Annotated in this window: 12 protein-coding genes and 1 riboswitch; of the genes, 7 read left to right on the top strand and 5 right to left on the bottom strand. The window is 42.8% G+C overall.

The annotated features are described in order from the left end of the window. Nucleotides 1–17: 17 nt before the first annotated feature. The 5 genes from KXD93_RS04175 (at nucleotide 18) to KXD93_RS04155 (ending at nucleotide 6,518) form a co-directional block, all read left to right on the top strand. The gene (locus tag KXD93_RS04175; protein ID WP_258135605.1) at nucleotides 18–935 is read left to right on the top strand and encodes a ribonuclease Z; all 918 of its coding nucleotides are present in this window, start codon (nucleotides 18–20) and stop codon (nucleotides 933–935) included. 209 nt (nucleotides 936–1,144) lie between these two features. Next, a riboswitch (SAM riboswitch) is annotated at nucleotides 1,145–1,253 on the top strand. A gap of 240 nt (nucleotides 1,254–1,493) precedes the next feature. Further along, entirely contained in the window at nucleotides 1,494–2,819 is a 1,326-nt protein-coding gene (locus KXD93_RS04170) for an O-acetylhomoserine aminocarboxypropyltransferase/cysteine synthase family protein (RefSeq protein WP_258135604.1), read from the top strand. Between the two features lie 82 nt (nucleotides 2,820–2,901). After that, nucleotides 2,902–3,957, top strand: coding sequence for a homoserine O-acetyltransferase family protein (locus tag KXD93_RS04165; protein ID WP_258135603.1), 1,056 nt, complete (start codon nucleotides 2,902–2,904; stop codon nucleotides 3,955–3,957). After that, nucleotides 3,957–5,189: a homoserine dehydrogenase gene (locus KXD93_RS04160; RefSeq protein WP_258135602.1), complete on the top strand. Its 1,233-nt coding sequence runs from the start codon at nucleotides 3,957–3,959 to the stop codon at nucleotides 5,187–5,189. The genes KXD93_RS04165 and KXD93_RS04160 overlap by 1 nt, the downstream gene beginning before the upstream one ends. A gap of 141 nt (nucleotides 5,190–5,330) precedes the next feature. After that, on the top strand, nucleotides 5,331–6,518 hold the full coding sequence (locus KXD93_RS04155) for a glycosyltransferase family 87 protein (protein WP_258135601.1): 1,188 nt from the start codon (nucleotides 5,331–5,333) through the stop codon (nucleotides 6,516–6,518). A gap of 13 nt (nucleotides 6,519–6,531) precedes the next feature. Here KXD93_RS04155 and KXD93_RS04150 read toward each other — a convergent pair whose 3' ends face one another. The 4 genes from KXD93_RS04150 to KXD93_RS04135 all read right to left on the bottom strand — a co-directional run bounded on the left by KXD93_RS04150 (nucleotide 6,532) and on the right by KXD93_RS04135 (nucleotide 12,887). Beyond that, the gene (locus tag KXD93_RS04150) at nucleotides 6,532–7,017 is read right to left on the bottom strand and encodes a hypothetical protein (RefSeq protein WP_258135600.1); all 486 of its coding nucleotides are present in this window, start codon (nucleotides 7,015–7,017) and stop codon (nucleotides 6,532–6,534) included. Between the two features lie 173 nt (nucleotides 7,018–7,190). Continuing rightward, complete coding sequence (locus KXD93_RS04145) at nucleotides 7,191–8,846, bottom strand: dihydrolipoamide acetyltransferase family protein (protein ID WP_258135599.1); 1,656 nt, start codon at nucleotides 8,844–8,846, stop codon at nucleotides 7,191–7,193. Nucleotides 8,847–8,889: 43 nt separating this feature from the next. After that, a complete protein-coding gene (locus KXD93_RS04140; protein WP_258135598.1) occupies nucleotides 8,890–10,146 on the bottom strand; it encodes a competence/damage-inducible protein A in 1,257 nt (418 codons plus the stop codon). Further along, entirely contained in the window at nucleotides 10,146–12,887 is a 2,742-nt protein-coding gene (locus tag KXD93_RS04135) for a putative LPS assembly protein LptD (RefSeq protein WP_258135597.1), read from the bottom strand. The genes KXD93_RS04140 and KXD93_RS04135 overlap by 1 nt, the downstream gene beginning before the upstream one ends. Nucleotides 12,888–12,939: 52 nt before the next feature. Here KXD93_RS04135 and KXD93_RS04130 point away from each other — a divergent pair, with 52 nt between their 5' ends. Beyond that, a complete protein-coding gene (locus tag KXD93_RS04130) occupies nucleotides 12,940–13,845 on the top strand; it encodes an N-acetylmuramoyl-L-alanine amidase family protein (RefSeq protein ID WP_258135596.1) in 906 nt (301 codons plus the stop codon). A 142-nt stretch (nucleotides 13,846–13,987) separates the two neighbouring features. Next, nucleotides 13,988–14,932, top strand: coding sequence for an MlaD family protein (locus KXD93_RS04125; protein WP_258135595.1), 945 nt, complete (start codon nucleotides 13,988–13,990; stop codon nucleotides 14,930–14,932). A gap of 102 nt (nucleotides 14,933–15,034) precedes the next feature. Here KXD93_RS04125 and KXD93_RS04120 read toward each other — a convergent pair whose 3' ends face one another. Further along, nucleotides 15,035–16,150, bottom strand: coding sequence for a trans-sulfuration enzyme family protein (locus KXD93_RS04120; protein ID WP_258135594.1), 1,116 nt, complete (start codon nucleotides 16,148–16,150; stop codon nucleotides 15,035–15,037). Nucleotides 16,151–16,166: the final 16 nt, after the last annotated feature.

Genomic DNA, 16,166 nt, shown 5'->3' with positions numbered 1-16,166 from the left:
CCGTTTGTTTACCAAGTATGAAATTCGAGATAACAATACTTGGCAGTAGTTCCGCGACCCCCATATTTAACAGAAATCCCACTTCACAGGCGATCAATATTAATGATCGCCTATATTTAATTGACTGTGGTGAAGGCACACAGCAGCAAATGCTGCGCTTTGATGTAAAGGCCAGTAGGATCGATCACATTTTCATCAGTCATTTGCATGGGGATCATTATCTGGGGCTTGTTGGCCTGATCTCATCCATGCATCTAAATGGCCGCATAAAACCGTTGCATATTTATTGCCCCTCGCATCTAAAGGAAATTATCGATATCCAGTTAAAGTACTCTGAAACTACTTTACAGTATCCTGTCGAATACAAATTTACTGACGCTACAAAAATTGAACTGCTTTTAGATAACCAGGACATAACAGTAGAAACTATTCCATTAAACCATCGCATTGCCTGTACAGGCTTTTTGTTCAAGGAGAAAAAGCGATTAAGGAAGCTCATTAAGGAACGAATTGAGGCCCTTGCTATTCCTGTTCCATATTTCTCTGCTTTGAAGAAGGGTGTGGACTATGTTTTGCCTAACGGAGAAGTGATTAAAAATAATACGCTCACCATTGATTCGAGCGATCCTAAATCATATGCCTATTGCTCTGATACGATGTACGATGAGCGCTATTTTGAGCAGATCAGCAACGTTACGTTATTATACCATGAGTCTACATTTTTGAATAATATGCTGGATAGGGCGCTGGAAACCCATCATACCACCGCTTTGCAGGCCGGCGAAATCGCATTGAAAACAAACGCAAAAAGGCTTATTATCGGCCATTTTTCAGCCCGTTACAAAACTTTGAACGATCTGATCGATGAAGCAAGAACCGTTTTTCCGGAAGCAGAATTGGCAACAGAAGGAAAGGTTTTTTCCATCGGCGATTGAGCGAGGAAAGTCGAAAAGCCCGGAAGTCCGAAAGAAGAAAATCTTAAAAGAACGGTTTGATTAATCGTGAAATCCGTCTTGTTAACATCACCGACTTTCTTGACCTCCCGACAAAAAAAAATTAAATTTGGTATTTCAACAAATAACCCCTTATCTTTGGAACAAAATTTGGTAGCAATACCATGATCATAACCTCCGCAAAGGGTTTTGATTTATAAAGAAGCGGCGAGAGATCAGGCTCAATGACCCGCTGGCAACCCTCCGATGTGGAGAAGGTGCCAATTCCTGGCCCGGTAAATACCCCGGGGAATATAAATTAACAACCATGAAAAGTTTGATTTACAGCATTTTCCAAAACATCTTTAAGGCTCCAAAAAGCACCGCTTTAGTATACGTTTATAGTTCATCAAAAGGCTATATGTGTATGTGTTGCTGTTGCTAAGCCCTAACACGTTTTACTTTTCCATTTCCCGAAAATGTACGTGTCTTCGCAAAAGGTGTTATATCCCGATGCGATCCGTTAATCAACAATTCATTTAAAACTTAAAGCTTAAAATTATGTCATCTGCCAATTTAAAATTCGAAACACTGCAATTACATGCCGGCCAGGAAGTTGATCCAACCACAGGTTCGCGCGCTGTACCACTTTACCAAACTACTTCATACGTATTTAAAAATGCCGAACACGGTGCAAACCTGTTCGCACTGAAAGAGTTTGGCAATATATATACCCGGATAATGAATCCCACTACCGATGTTTTTGAAAAGCGCATTGCAGCCCTTGAAGGCGGTGTTGCAGCTTTGGCAACAGCATCAGGGCAGGCTGCGCAGTTTATTGCCTTAAACAATATTCTGCAGGTTGGCGATAACTTCGTAACCTCGCCTTTTCTTTATGGCGGGACATATAACCAGTTTAAGGTAGCATTTAAACGATTAGGGATAGATGTCCGTTTTGCTAAGGATGATACAGCTGAAGACCTTGAGTTATTGATAGACGGCAAAACAAAGGCTATCTACCTTGAAACTATTGGCAACCCGGGATTCAATATAGCTGACTTTGATAAGGTTTCCGCACTTGCCCGCAAGTATGACCTGCCTCTAATAGTCGATAACACTTTTGGAGCAGGCGGTTATTTGTTCCGGCCGATCGAACACGGCGCTAATGTTGTAGTTGAATCGACCACTAAATGGATTGGCGGGCATGGCACCAGTATTGGCGGTGTAATTGTGGACGGAGGGAATTACAACTGGGGCAATGGTAAGTTCCCTCAGTTTACGGAACCTTCGGAAGGGTATCATGGGCTAGTATTTGCAGATGTGTTTGGCATTGGCGGTCCGTTTGGAAATATTCAGTTTATCATCCGCGCAAGGGTAGAAGGCTTAAGAGATTTCGGTCCGTCGCAGTCTCCTTTTAATTCATGGCTAACTATCCAGGGGATAGAAACACTTTCCTTAAGGGTTCAGCGCCATGTTGACAATACGCTTGAGCTGGCTAAATGGTTAGAACAACATCCTTTGGTTGAAAAGGTAAATTATCCAGGCCTGGTATCGTCGCCACATCACGAACTGGCAAAAAAATATTTGAAAAATGGTTTTGGCGCTGTATTAACTTTTGATGTTAAAGGCGGAAAAGAAAATGCAAGCAAGGTGATTGACAGTTTACAATTGGTGAGCCACTTAGCTAACGTAGGCGACGCCAAAACGCTAATCATCCAACCATCGGCTACAACACATCAGCAGTTAAGCGACGAAGAGCAATTATCGGCTGGAGTATTGCCAAACTCGTTACGAGTAGCGGTTGGATTAGAACATATTGATGATTTGAAGGCAGATTTTGAGCAAGCCCTGTCGAAAATAAACACACGGGTTGAAGAATTGGTATAAAAAAAAGTCGTAAGTCTAAAGTCTTGAGTCAAAAGTAAAACGACTCGGGACTTCAGACTCAAGACTCGGGACTAAAATAATAATGGACGCAGAGATATATAAATACAACAAGCCCTTTGAACTTGAATCGGGCAAACAACTAAAGGAGCTTGAAATAGGATTTCATACCTATGGAACGCTCAATAAAAACGCGGACAATGTAGTGTGGGTATGCCATGCCCTCACTGCAAACTCCGATGTTTTCGACTGGTGGAAAGGCTTATTTGGCGATAATGATTATTTTAATCCAGACGAATACTTTATCGTATGTGCTAATATTCTTGGTTCGCCATATGGGACGACTAGTCCGCTAAGCACAAACCCGGCAACGGATCAGCCTTATTACCTGGCCTTTCCGCAGTTTACCGTGCGTGATATTACTAATGCGCATAAGCTATTAGCCAGCCATCTTGGCATTAAGGAAATAAAGATCCTGATAGGTGGATCACTTGGCGGCCAGCAGGCAGTTGAATGGGCCATAAGCGAACCGGCACAAATCAAGAACCTGATCGTCATCGCATCCAACGCGAAACATTCTCCATGGGGAATCGCGTTTAACGAATCGCAGCGACTGGCAATCAGCGCCGACCGTACCTTTTATTCAAACCAGCCGGATGGCGGCAGCAAAGGGTTAAAGGCAGCACGGACAATTGCACTGCTTTCATACCGCAATTATAAGACATATTCGGTTACCCAACAGGAAGAAGCAGATCATTTAACAGACGACTTTAAAGCCGCATCATATCAAAATTACCAGGGCGAGAAATTGGTAAACCGGTATAATGCCTACAGTTACTGGTATTTGTCGAAATGTATGGATTCCCACAATGTAGGCCGTGGAAGGCATGGGGTTGAGAATGCATTAAGCCTGATAAAGGCACGCACGTTGGTTATCGGCATAAAAGCAGATGTTTTGTTCCCGATAGAAGAGCAACAATACCTTTTTCAACACATCCCAAAAGCTGCCTTTGCTGAATTGGATTCGTTTTATGGACACGATGGATTTTTAATAGAAACAGAAGCATTAACAAACATAATCACGTCGTTTTTTAAAACTGACGTAAAAGGAAAAATTATAGAATTACAACGCACAGCGTAATGAGTAAAAAATTAAACATCGGTCTATTTGGCTTTGGCGTGGTTGGCCAGGGTTTGTATGATATTATCAAAACCAAAAATTTAAACCTCGAAATTGTAAAGATTGCTATAAAGGACGCGCATAAGAAACGCACGTTACCGGCGCATTTATTTACTACCGAAAAGGACGAACTGCTTAACAATCCGGAGATCAATACCATAGTGGAGTTGATCAACGATACAGAAGCGGCTTTTGAGATTGTATCAAGGGCGCTAAGTTCAGGCAAAAATGTGGTATCCGCCAGTAAAAAAATGATTGCGCTGCATTTGGAGGAACTCATAGAACTACAACAAAAGCATGGCACATCCTTATTATATGAAGGTTCGGTTTGCGGTAGTATCCCTATTATCCGGAATTTGGAAGAATATTATGACAATGAATTGCTGCACTCTGTAAGCGGCATTTTTAACGGATCGTCAAACTATATTCTTTCCAAAGGATTTAATGAAGGGCTGGACTACAATTCGGCATTGCAACAAGCGCAGAATTTAGGCTTTGCAGAAACCGATCCAACCAGCGATGTGGGCGGCTTTGATGCCAAATACAAACTGGTAATAGCTGCAGCACATGCTTACGGAGTAATTGTAAAGCCGGATGATGTGTTCAATTTAGGCATCCAGAACCTGTCGGCTCACGACCTGCAATATGCCCGTGAGAAGAACCTTAAAATTAAGTTAGTTCCTGTAGCGAAGGAACTTGACGAACAACATGTTGCCTTGTTCGTATTGCCAAAATTTGTTAACGACAAGGAATTCTTATACAACGTGGAGTACGAATACAATGGTGTAATTGTACAGGCAGCGTTTGCCGACCAGCAATTCTTTTTCGGAAAAGGGGCAGGAGGGCACCCAACCGGCTCTGCTGTGCTATCAGACATTGCTGCATTACGTTACGGCTACCAGTATGAGTACAAAAAAGCTAAGGAACGTAAGGGGCTTAACTTCACCAATAATATTGAATTGAATATTTATTTAAGGTATGAAGATGAAAGCCTGGTGGAAGCGCTGGACTTTATACATATCCACGAAAGATACTATTCAGGCAGCTATAAATTTGTTATTGGGAAGATTAATCTTCAAAGTTTGGTTGATAACCAGCAGCTTATTGCAAATAACCAGGCATTTGTGGCATTTGCCGATCAGCTTGCCGGAGTTACTTTGGCAACCGAAGTTAAAGCGGCAGCATTAGCTTAATAAGATTTTTTTTGTAGGTTTTTTAGTTTTCAAAATAGGCCCCTTCCAGGGCCTATTTTATTTAAAGGCAAACTAACGGAGCGGTTTAGCCTCTTTTGCTATATTTGCGCCGAACCAGATATCTTATTCCCGTCTCTCCAAATGAATAAAGTAAAAGATTTTATAACCAGTAAGCCCTTTGTTTTATGGGCGTGGTTTGTTTTAAGCTTTTTACCCATATTAAAAGGTGTGCTTATTCCCGGCGCCAATCCTACAGGCAACTATAATAATTATCTCGTCTACAAACACAATTTCATAAATCTTATACACCTGCATAGCTTATTTGGGGCGCAGCCTGAGTTTTATTTCGATCTTAATCATTACGGGCCTGTGTTTGCAATGGTAATTGCCCCTTTTACCATTTTTCCTGACAAAATCGGAGTGATACTATGGGTGATGTTTAATTCATGGATCCTTTATTTAGCTGTGAGAAAACTCCCTATAAATGAAAAACAATATTTAGCGATCCTGCTAATAAGCCTGTTCAGCATAATTGGATCTGCGGGTAATACACAGGTTAATCCGCTTATTGCTGCGCTGGTGTTATTTAGCTACACATTCATAAAAAACAAGCAGGACTTTTGGGCCGCCCTCATGATCATATTGGGTACCGCAATAAAACTCTATGGCATTGTCGGCCTGGCATTCTTCTTTTTTTCTGATAATAAGATCAAACTGATCCTGAGCATGGTATTTTGGTCGGTAGTGCTATTTGCTTTACCGATGTTATTTTCATCGCCTGCTTTTATCATAAAAACCTACCATGACTGGTACCCCGATCTTGTTGCAAAAAATGCGGCCAATGTTGTTTCTTCAAGAGCCTATGTATGTGTTATGGGGATGATCAGCAAAATTTTCAATTACTCCAACTTACCAAATACGGTGGTGTTACTGCCCGCTCTTGGTCTATTCGGATTATCGATTACAAGAATAAAATATTGGCGAAATGTACAATATCAATTATTGCTCGCCGCTTCGGTGTTGATCTTCACTGTGATTTTTAGCAGCGGATCTGAACCACCGACTTATATTATAGATATGATAGGGGTGGGTATTTGGTTCGTAGCGTTAAAAAGGCCAATAACAGGTTTTGAACGGGTCCTGCTGATCTTCGCATTGGTGGTAACAAATGCTCCTTCTGACATCTTTCCGCACTTTTTGTGGGTCACCTATGTGCGACCGTATGCCTTAATCGCCTTACCGTCATTCATGATTTGGCTAAAAATTGTTTATGAAATGCTGACACGGAAGTTTGATGAAGAAGTTACTACGCCAGTGGCTGCTGTATAGCTCCTTCCTTTTGTTAAGCCTCGATGAACAGCAGTAACGGCGATGTATAAAATTTATCGGCAATCACGACTATCGGCAACCCATAGGCCAAAGCAAGGATTCCGATATTTTTCAAGATGCCAATAAAATGATGCGGTTGTGGGGGCGTGTTACTCAGGGGCAATACAACCAGGTTCATTCCCATCCAAATGACTATTGCAATTGTTAACATTAGGGCAGACCTAAATTTAAGAATAGTTATAAGCCTGGTATAGAATAGGAAAAATACGGTCGTCCAAATAAAGGCTATACTGTAATGGAACAATACACCATAATAAATCATTTCATTTCCGGTGCCGAACGCAGCCTTACCGAAAATCCCACTGGCTATGAATTTAAATATTGACCCGGCGGGAACGTCGTAATTAATAAGGATAACAATTAAGGCGTCTATTGTACCGGTTAATAAACCTGTGAGGATGATCCACGCCAACGGCTTTTTTATTTTTACTTGTTCCATTGTGATACTTTTTGCATAGTGTTAAGTTACAATACTCAAATTTCACAAATCAAAAAGCGCCTTACAATTCACAGGTTATACATGTTGAAACAAATTGATACAAGATTATTGTTCGTCATAAAAAAAATCCCGCTTAACTAGTTAAGCAGGATTGATATTTTAAACCAAAAAATTTAGAATTCCCGGTCTGTTTCCCAATTTTCAAGGTAATCGGCAACTCGCCTTACAAACGATCCGCCCAATGCACCATCAACAACACGGTGATCGTATGATAGCGAAAGGAACATCATATGCCGAATGCCGATCATATCACCTTGCAGTGTTTCAATTACCGCCGGTTTTTTCTTTATAACGCCAATAGCCAAAATAGCTACCTGTGGTTGGTTGATGATGGGCGTACCCATAACGTTGCCAAACGAGCCCACGTTAGTTATGGTAAACGTGCCGCCCTGCACGTCATCTGGTTTAAGTTTACCGCTGCGGGCACGGTTTGCAAGATCATTAACAGCCTTTGTTAGGCCAATAAGGTTTAACTCATCAGCCTTTTTAATAACCGGAACTATCAGGTTACCGCTTGGCAATGCTGTTGCCATGCTGATATTAATATCTTTCTTTTTGATGATCTGTGTGCCATTTACCTGGATATTGATCATCGGTAAATCCTTTATCGCCCTTACAACAGCCTCGATAAATATTGGTGTAAAGGTTATTTTTTCGCCCTCACGCTTTTCAAAGCTCGATTTTATCCGCTCGCGCCATAAAACAAGATTGGTCACATCAGCCTCAACGAAGGAGGTAACATGCGGTGAGGTATGCTTGCTCATCACCATATGGTCGGCAATTAAGCGGCGCATCCTGTCCATTTCGATTATCTCGTCTCCACCCGATACCGAAACTCCCTTTGTTTTGCTTTCTGCCGGTTCCTGCGCAACAGGTTCAGGAGCAGCGGCGACAGGTTCTGGCTTTGGTGCTTCTGCAACAGGTGCTGGGGCTGGGGTTGGCGCAACAGGCTCCGGCTTCGGTGCTTCTGCCACGGGTTCAGCTTTTGGCGCTTCCACAACCGGCTCAGGAGCTGGGGGCGGAGTAACAGGAGCGGCAACGGGCTCTGGTTTCGGAGCAGCTGCAACAGGTTGTGATCTTTGCTGAACATAAGCCAAAAGATCGTCCTTGGTAAGGCGGCCTTCAGCCCCCGTCCCGGGAATTTGATCTAATTCAGCATTAGATATGCCTTCCTGTGCGGCAATATTTTTTACCAGTGGTGAGTAAAAACGCAAACCGTTTTTATTCCCATCATCAATTTTATCTTCTGTTTTTTCCTGAAGTTGCTCAATGTATGGTACTGCAACAGGCTCAGCAAATACCGGCTGTTTAGGTTCTTCGGGTTGTTTTATTTCTGGCTGTGGTACAGGCGCACTAACAACGGGTGCAGGAGCCTGGTAAACAGGGGGAGGAGTACTAATAACAGGTGGCGGTGTTTCCTGAATTGGCGGCTTAATTTCTTCAATAGGCCTGTGCATTGGTGGAAATGCAGCAGTAGCAGCTTCATGAACGGCAGGGGCACCGGGTGCTTCCTTTGTTTCTTCAGGTTCGTTTGTTTCAATTATTGCAATAACTGCACCAACCTTTACAACATCATTGTCTTTATATAACTGCTCAACCAATTTACCTGATACCGGCGATGGAACTTCCGAATCCACCTTGTCGGTAGCAATTTCCATTACTGTTTCGTCGGCTTCAATGTAATCACCTGGTTTTTTAGTCCATTTAATTATAGTTGCCTCTTCAACACTTTCGCCCATTTTTGGCAGCAACAATTTATATTTAGCCATAGACAATATATAGATTAAAAGCCAAAATTAGGGGATTTTGCGGTTATTCCGCAGAATTGTGGAGTAAAGTATTCAACATATTTAAGGCCGAAATTGCAGTCCTTTCGATGTTTTCCCGGCGTTTATTCCCAAATGTTAATTTCTTTACCACTGTTTTGTTAACAGATGCCACCGCTATCCACACTGTCCCTACCGGCTTTTCAGGGGTGCCGCCATCAGGGCCGGCAATACCGGTTACAGCAAGGGCAAAATCTGATTTAAAGTTCTTCAATGCGCCCTCCACCATCTCGGTGGCCGTTTCTTCGCTAACCGCTCCGAATTTGGTTAAGGTCTCTTCTTTCACGCCTAAAATACTTTCTTTTAATTCGTAGGAATAGGAAACGGCACCGCCAAAAAACACCTTGGAAGAACCTGCATGTTGGGTAATTAAATGCGAAATATAGCCGCCAGTGCAGCTCTCAGCAACAGAAAGGGTGAGGCCCCTGTCACTCATGTAGTTTAAGATGGCTTTTTCAATCGAAATGTCCTCTTCAGCAGCAACAACGTTGGCTACACGCTCAACTATCCTTGCCGAGAACTCTTCAACTTTTTGCCGAAGGAATACTTCGTCATCACCATAGCCGCTAAGCCTGAGGCGTACCTGGCCAAGCTTTGGCAGGTACGCCAATTTGATAAATGGCGGCAATGAATCTTCTATATCGGCAATTCGTTGCGCCAGGTATGATTCGCCTTCGCCGACGGTTAAAATGGTTTTATGAATAATTGCAGGGAGATTGAATGATGCCTTGAGTTTCGGGATAACCTTTTCCTGCATCATGTACATCATTTCATGGGGCACACCCGGCATCGACATATAGATCTTGCCATCCTGGTTAAACCACATACCCGGCGCAGTACCATTATCATTTAGGATGACTTCACAATTCTCAGGTACAAGCGCCTGCTGCTTATTGACATCTAAAAGCTCAGTAAGCGTGCCCCTGATCCGTCTAAAGATCCTTTCCACATTCTCCAAAGCTTCCTTATTTTCAATTAGCCCAACATTAAAGTATTCGGCTAATGTTTTTTTGGTGATATCATCCTTGGTAGGGCCCAGGCCACCTGTTATCAGTATGATATCAGCGCGGTTGGCAGCTTCCTTAAGTGCGGTTAAAATATGGTCCCGGTCGTCAGAAACGGACGAGATTTGTTTAATGCGGACCCCGATGTTGTTCAGTTGCGCGGCCATCCACGCTGAATTAGTGTCAACAATTTGCCCGATGAGTATTTCGTCGCCTATGGTAATTATTTCTGCAAGCATTATTGATTGCCGTTAAAATATGAGCTGCTGGTGTAATCGCTTCTTTTGCTAAGTTTCAGATCCTGCAAAATGGCAGCTTTCACCTTTAATGTAACGTTATATGATTTATAAATTCCGAACGGCACCCACTGTACATTAAGGTCCCAGCAATGCAAGTCCCGGTATATGGAAAACGAACTCACCGCCAGTTTACCGGCTCTTAAGTCGAAGTTGGTGTTGTACTGTATTTTCCATTTGGAGGTAATACTCACGTCGCCACTTAGCATCACCGTATTGGTGCTGTTGGTATTGATGATATTATTATTAAAACTAAAGTTATAATTGAAAGCAAGGTTCCACGGCACATTAAAATCAATATATTGGCTCGGATCACTGTTGATAAACGCCAGTTTCTGCGCCTGTTGCGGGGTTATTGTCTGAAGCGTGCTTCCGGGTGTTACAGGCACATGCGGCTTAAACGTAGTGGAGTTTAAGCTGCCGCTCATTGAAAAGCTAATTGTCGTCAGCATCGGAAATTTTCCATCTTGGAAAGTGTACCTGTTTATCTCGCGCGTATATTTCTGGATCACACCATTTGAAATGGTATCGAGCACCAACGTTTCATATGGGTTAAATGAGCCATACAAGCTAAGGTTAACCTTCTGGTTCAGGATAGCAGTATGCGCCGAAAACGAAATAGGAGAGAGCTTTAATGAGTCCTGTGCGAAATTGTAGAACGTCGAAACCGAAAAACCATCCAGTAAATTCACTTTCCGGGCCTTACCTGATGTATCTGTTGTTTTAGGCTTCAACTTCATCTGGATGGTGTTATCAACACTCAAGCTGATCCCGGCCTGCTTGCCCGCTGATGGAAATCCGTCAGGAAAAATAGAGTAAAGCTGGCTCTGCGTTGGATATGGAATTGCTGCGTTGCTTACTATTCGTTTATAATAACCATAGCTCGGATCAGAAAAATCAGGATTGTAGTTGAAGCTGATGGTTGGCGTCATCACGTGCCTGATGGCAATGATATTTCCCTTCTTAAAGTTTATTGTACTGTAAAGCTTAGTTGAAAGGCCCGTACTTAAGTTGTATGATCCGGCTCTTTTAAAGCCGCTTATGGTGTCGATAACCGGCTGTGTGGGATCAATTACTACACCATCCTTTGTGACACCGCCACGGATGTAACTTTTATTTATAGTTTGAAGGTACCAGTGATCGGTATAGTTAACAGAACTACTGAACTGGAAGTATTTAAGCACATTTAAGCTTAAGCCAACCGGTATTTGGTGTACAGCACGACTCTGCAATTTTTTTGATAAGGTAGATCCTTTAAATAATTGTGCCTCCGGGATAGCATCCACCTCGTTCGTAGCCTGCAAGCTATAGCTAACTGTCAATTTCTGGTACCATTTCTGCTCGCCAACACGATCCTTTGAATCAAACGGGTTGATGGAAGCCATTGTAAAGCTTAAGGTAGGCAATTGCAGCGTAACGGTCTTGTTGGTCAGATCCTGGCTGTGCGACAGGCCCACGCTTAAGTTAAAGGGGGTGCCATCCCATGTTTTACTATAGTTAATTGAAGATCGTAAGTTATTCTGTGTTAGAGAATTAAGGTTGTAGTTATTCTGCGCCGGGTCATTCCGGTAGTAGGTTGAGGTACCCGCATTCACCGAGGCGCTAAATGTGCTTCCCGGGTGAGCGTTGGGGTCCTGGCTATGCGACCAGGTAATGTTAAAGTCTTTTTGTGCCGGGTCGCCCTCAAGGCCGTAATTGTGTGAGCCATAGCTTAATGACACCGTTCCACCGTATTTATATCGCTGTAAATAGTGGGCAGTAGTATTTAATTCGTACGATCCCTTTGAGTACACAGTACCCATAGTAGTAAGATCGAGATAATCGCTAAAGCCTATGTAATAACCGAAGTTTCTTAAATAAAAGCCCAGTTTTTGATCCTCGCCGAACGTGGGGATTATCACACCTGATGCCCGTTGATCAGGTTTGGGGAAGAAACCGAACGGAATGGCAAGCGGGAGGGGAATACCCTCAATTTCAAGATATGCAGGACCGGAAATTATCCTATTCTTCTCGCCAATACCCTTCGTTATTACAATCCCGAAGTGGGTGTCTGGTTGAGGCAGGTCGCAGGTACTGAACGTGGTATTGCGGTAAGCCACCTCCGTTTCATTCAATTTTTTTATTTCGCCTCCGGAAAGGTAATTGCCATCCTGCTCGGAGGCAGGGTTAAAAACCCGTCCTTTTTTTGTTTTATAATCAAATAGTAACGAATCAGACTCTACCGGCTTATCCTTTGATTGCTTTGATATCGGCCTGCCTACGTACCGTTTGGTTATAGGGTCGGTGCTTCCCTTGGCAAATATGAGGTGGTTTTTTTGGTCGAGGCGAATATAATCTGCATCCAGTTCAAAATCTTCATATGTTACCCTTGCCCGGCCGTATAAGTAGGTAATATCATGCACTTTATCAGTAATTACCGAATCTTCCGCATGAGATGTTACCTGTGATTGTAAACCGCCATTCGACCCGTTTTTGGTGGTGTCATTTTTGGCAGCGGCATTTTTTTTGCCTGCATTTGCCTTAGATTTTTTACCTTTAGTAACTTTCGTAGTCTTAGAGGTGTCAGCTTTTTTGAGAGAGTCTGTTTGCAGCGTAAAAACATAGGTACTGACGTTACGCGATGACGCCATCACATTTGCCGTTAATATTGTTGCAAGAAGAAAAAATAGGCTTATGAATTTCAAAATTGATTATGAATAGTATTTTTGCAGATATAGTTAACAGCGTTCAAAAATAATGAAAAATAAGGCATTGAAAAGATTGATTTACGGTTTATTGGTTTTACTTCCTTTATCACCTCTTTTTTCGTTTGCATTAAGTTCACTCCAAAATCAGGATACTACTGTAAGTCCCGGTTACAAGTTGAAAACCATTATTGTTGATGCCGGCCACGGCGGTCATCATTCTGGTTCAACCGGTAACTTTTCTCAGGGCGCTTCCGGCTCATATTCCTTGGAGAGAAATGTAACGCTGGCTATTGCCTTAAAATTGCAAAAGGCGATAGAAAAAGACTTGCCCGGTGTAAAAGCCGTTTTAACCCGCTCAACAGAAGAAGATGTTTCCTGGCAGAGAAGAGCAGAGATTGCCAACGAGAACAAGGGAAACCTGTTTATTTCACTGCATTGCAACTCGCTACCAGGCCGTCGCGTTAGGGAGGTGGTTGGTCATAAACACGGCAAAGCTATTTATAGAAGCACCGAGGTTGCCGATCGTTCTGGCAAGGGGGTATTGCTGCTTGTATATGGTTTTCACCGAACCAAGGAGGAAGAAAAGGCAATAAAGGAAAACCTGATAGAGGATGATACCGAAATGAACACCAACCCCGATCCGAACGATCCGGAGTCTATCATCCTGATGAATGAATACAAGCGTAAATATCGCCGGCAAAGCATAAAAATGGCTGAACTGCTTAATACCGAATTTACCGAAACCGATGGCCGGCATAGTGATGGCATTCGTGAGCAGGGAATATTGGTATTATGTCACAGCGCAATGCCCGCTGTGCTGGTTGAAACCGGCTATATCAACAATCCCGACGACGAGGCTTACCTCAACTCGGAAGACGGGCAAAATGAAATTGTTGCTTCAATAATAAGAGCAATAACAAATTATAAGGCCGAAGTAGAACAAGTATCACAATAAATAGTTGTTGAGGTTAGTGATTGGAGATTAGTGAATAGAGACTAGTCCGATCGTCTTCAATAATTAAAACAAACATTAAATTTTTTTTAACATTATCCTTTTTAACTAATCTCTAACCTCTGGTCTCTAATAACTACATCCCATGAAAATATCAAACGAAACAAAAATTGGCGCATTAACGGCAATTGGTATAACAGTTCTAATACTCGGTTATAGCTTTTTAAAGGGGAACGATGTTTTCTCGGGTTCCAATAAGTTTTACGCCGTTTATAGAAGCGTTGATGGGCTTTCAGTGTCAAAGCCGGTGTTGGTAAATGGTTTTCCGATAGGCAACGTTTCAAAAATGAAGCTGCTACCCAACGGACATACAATTGTTGAGTTTAAGGTTGATCGCCAATACAACGTACCATCAAATACGCTGGCAAAATTGGTAAGCACCGATCTTTTGGGAGGAAAGGCTATTGTATTTGAATACGGCAATAGCAACACTTATGCTGATGATAACGATACGCTCCGCGCTGATATCCAGGGCAGCCTGGCAGAAAGCCTGCAGCCAATTCAGACCAAAGCCGAAAACCTGATCTCCAAGTTGGACTCGTCGCTGGCTTCCATCAATAAGATCTTAAATCCTAATTTTCAAAAAAATGTGGACAGGAGCTTCACAAGTATCGCGAACTCCCTGCAGACACTTGAAGGAACCACTAAAAAAATTGACGCGCTTATTGGTGGTCAGTCGGCACATATAAACGGAATAATGGAAAATGCCGAAGTTGTATCAGCTAATTTAAAAACCAGTACAGGAAATTTAACAGGTATTACAAGTAATTTTCAAAAGGTTAGTAACGATATAGCAGCAGCCAACATTAAGCAAACGCTGGATAACGCCAATAAGGCGATGGCCGACCTGCAGGAAACCATCAGCAAAATAAATACCAACAAGGGCAGCCTTGGCTTGTTGTTGAATGACCCTCAAATGTATAATAATCTGAAGGATGCATCTGCAAACCTGAACGGCCTGTTCATCGATCTTAAGGCACATCCAAAAAGATATGTAAGCTTCTCTGTCTTTGGCGGGAAGAAGGATTGATTTAGTCCGAAAGTCAGTAATGTCCGAAAGATATATTTTAAAATACAACAGGCCTGCAAAATGCAGGCCTGTTGTATTTAATGCAAGATAAACGATATTAAATTATCTTAAGGCTTGCTCCATATCTTCAATCAAATCGTCTATATGTTCCAAACCGACTGACACCCTTAATAAGTTAAAAGGTGTTTTAGTATCAGGCCCCTCCACTGTCGCGCGGTGTTCAATTAAACTTTCCACACCGCCTAAGCTGGTAGCTTTTGTAAAGAGTTTTAGGCCGTTAATTACTCTTCGGGCTTCGTCCTGCCCGTCCTTGAGTGTAAATGACAGCATGCCTCCAAACGCCGTCATTTGCTCTTTTGCAATTGCATGTTGCGGGTGCGATGTCAGGCCGGGATACATCACCTGTTCAACCTTGGGGTGCTGCTCTAAATATTCAGCCAATAACTGCGCGTTATGCACGTGGCCACGTACGCGATAAGGCAAAGTTTTGATACTTCGTGTAAGCATATAGCAATCCATGGGCGAGGGGATAGCGCCGCCCATTTCCTGTACCTGGCGAATCTTTAACCACCAGTCACTCTTTTCTTTGGTTATTAAAGCGCCGCCCATAAGGTCGCTATGCCCGCCAAAATATTTGGTGGTTGAATGCATTACAATATCAGCGCCTAAGGCAAGGGGCTGCTGGCAAATGGGTGTTGCAAAAGTGTTATCGCAAACCACTTTTATGCCCCGGGCCTTTGCTATGGCAACTACCTTTTTTATATCCGTTAATTTAAGGAGCGGGTTTGATGGTGTTTCGATCCAGATTATACTGGTTTCGGGCCTTATATAGCTTTGCAAGGTTTCCGGATCGTTTACATCGATAAAGTCAAAGGTCAGGATTCCGGTAAACAGATTTTTTAGCTGGTTCCGCAAACCGTGGTACATATCGTCGGGTGCTATAATATGCGTACCAGGAGGCAGCGACTGAAAAACTGACATACCTGCAGCGTTACCGGATGAAAATGCAGCTGCTTCGACACCACCCTCAAGTTTGGCTATTACATTCTCCAGCAATGCGCGGTTTGGATTGCTTGATCGGCTGTAAATATGGCCACCCGGGAATGTACCATCTGCTGCACGCTCAAATGTGGTTGATAAAATAATCGGCTGGATTACAGCCTTTGATGTTTCGTCAACGTGATTTCCGGCGTGTATGGCAATAGTTTCGGGTTTCATAAGCACATAAATTTGG

The organism is Mucilaginibacter phenanthrenivorans, assembly GCF_024721155.1.
Lineage (GTDB): Bacteria > Bacteroidota > Bacteroidia > Sphingobacteriales > Sphingobacteriaceae > Mucilaginibacter > Mucilaginibacter phenanthrenivorans.
Note: the sequence above shows the minus strand (reverse complement) of the source record. Positions and strands in the feature narration are given on the sequence as shown.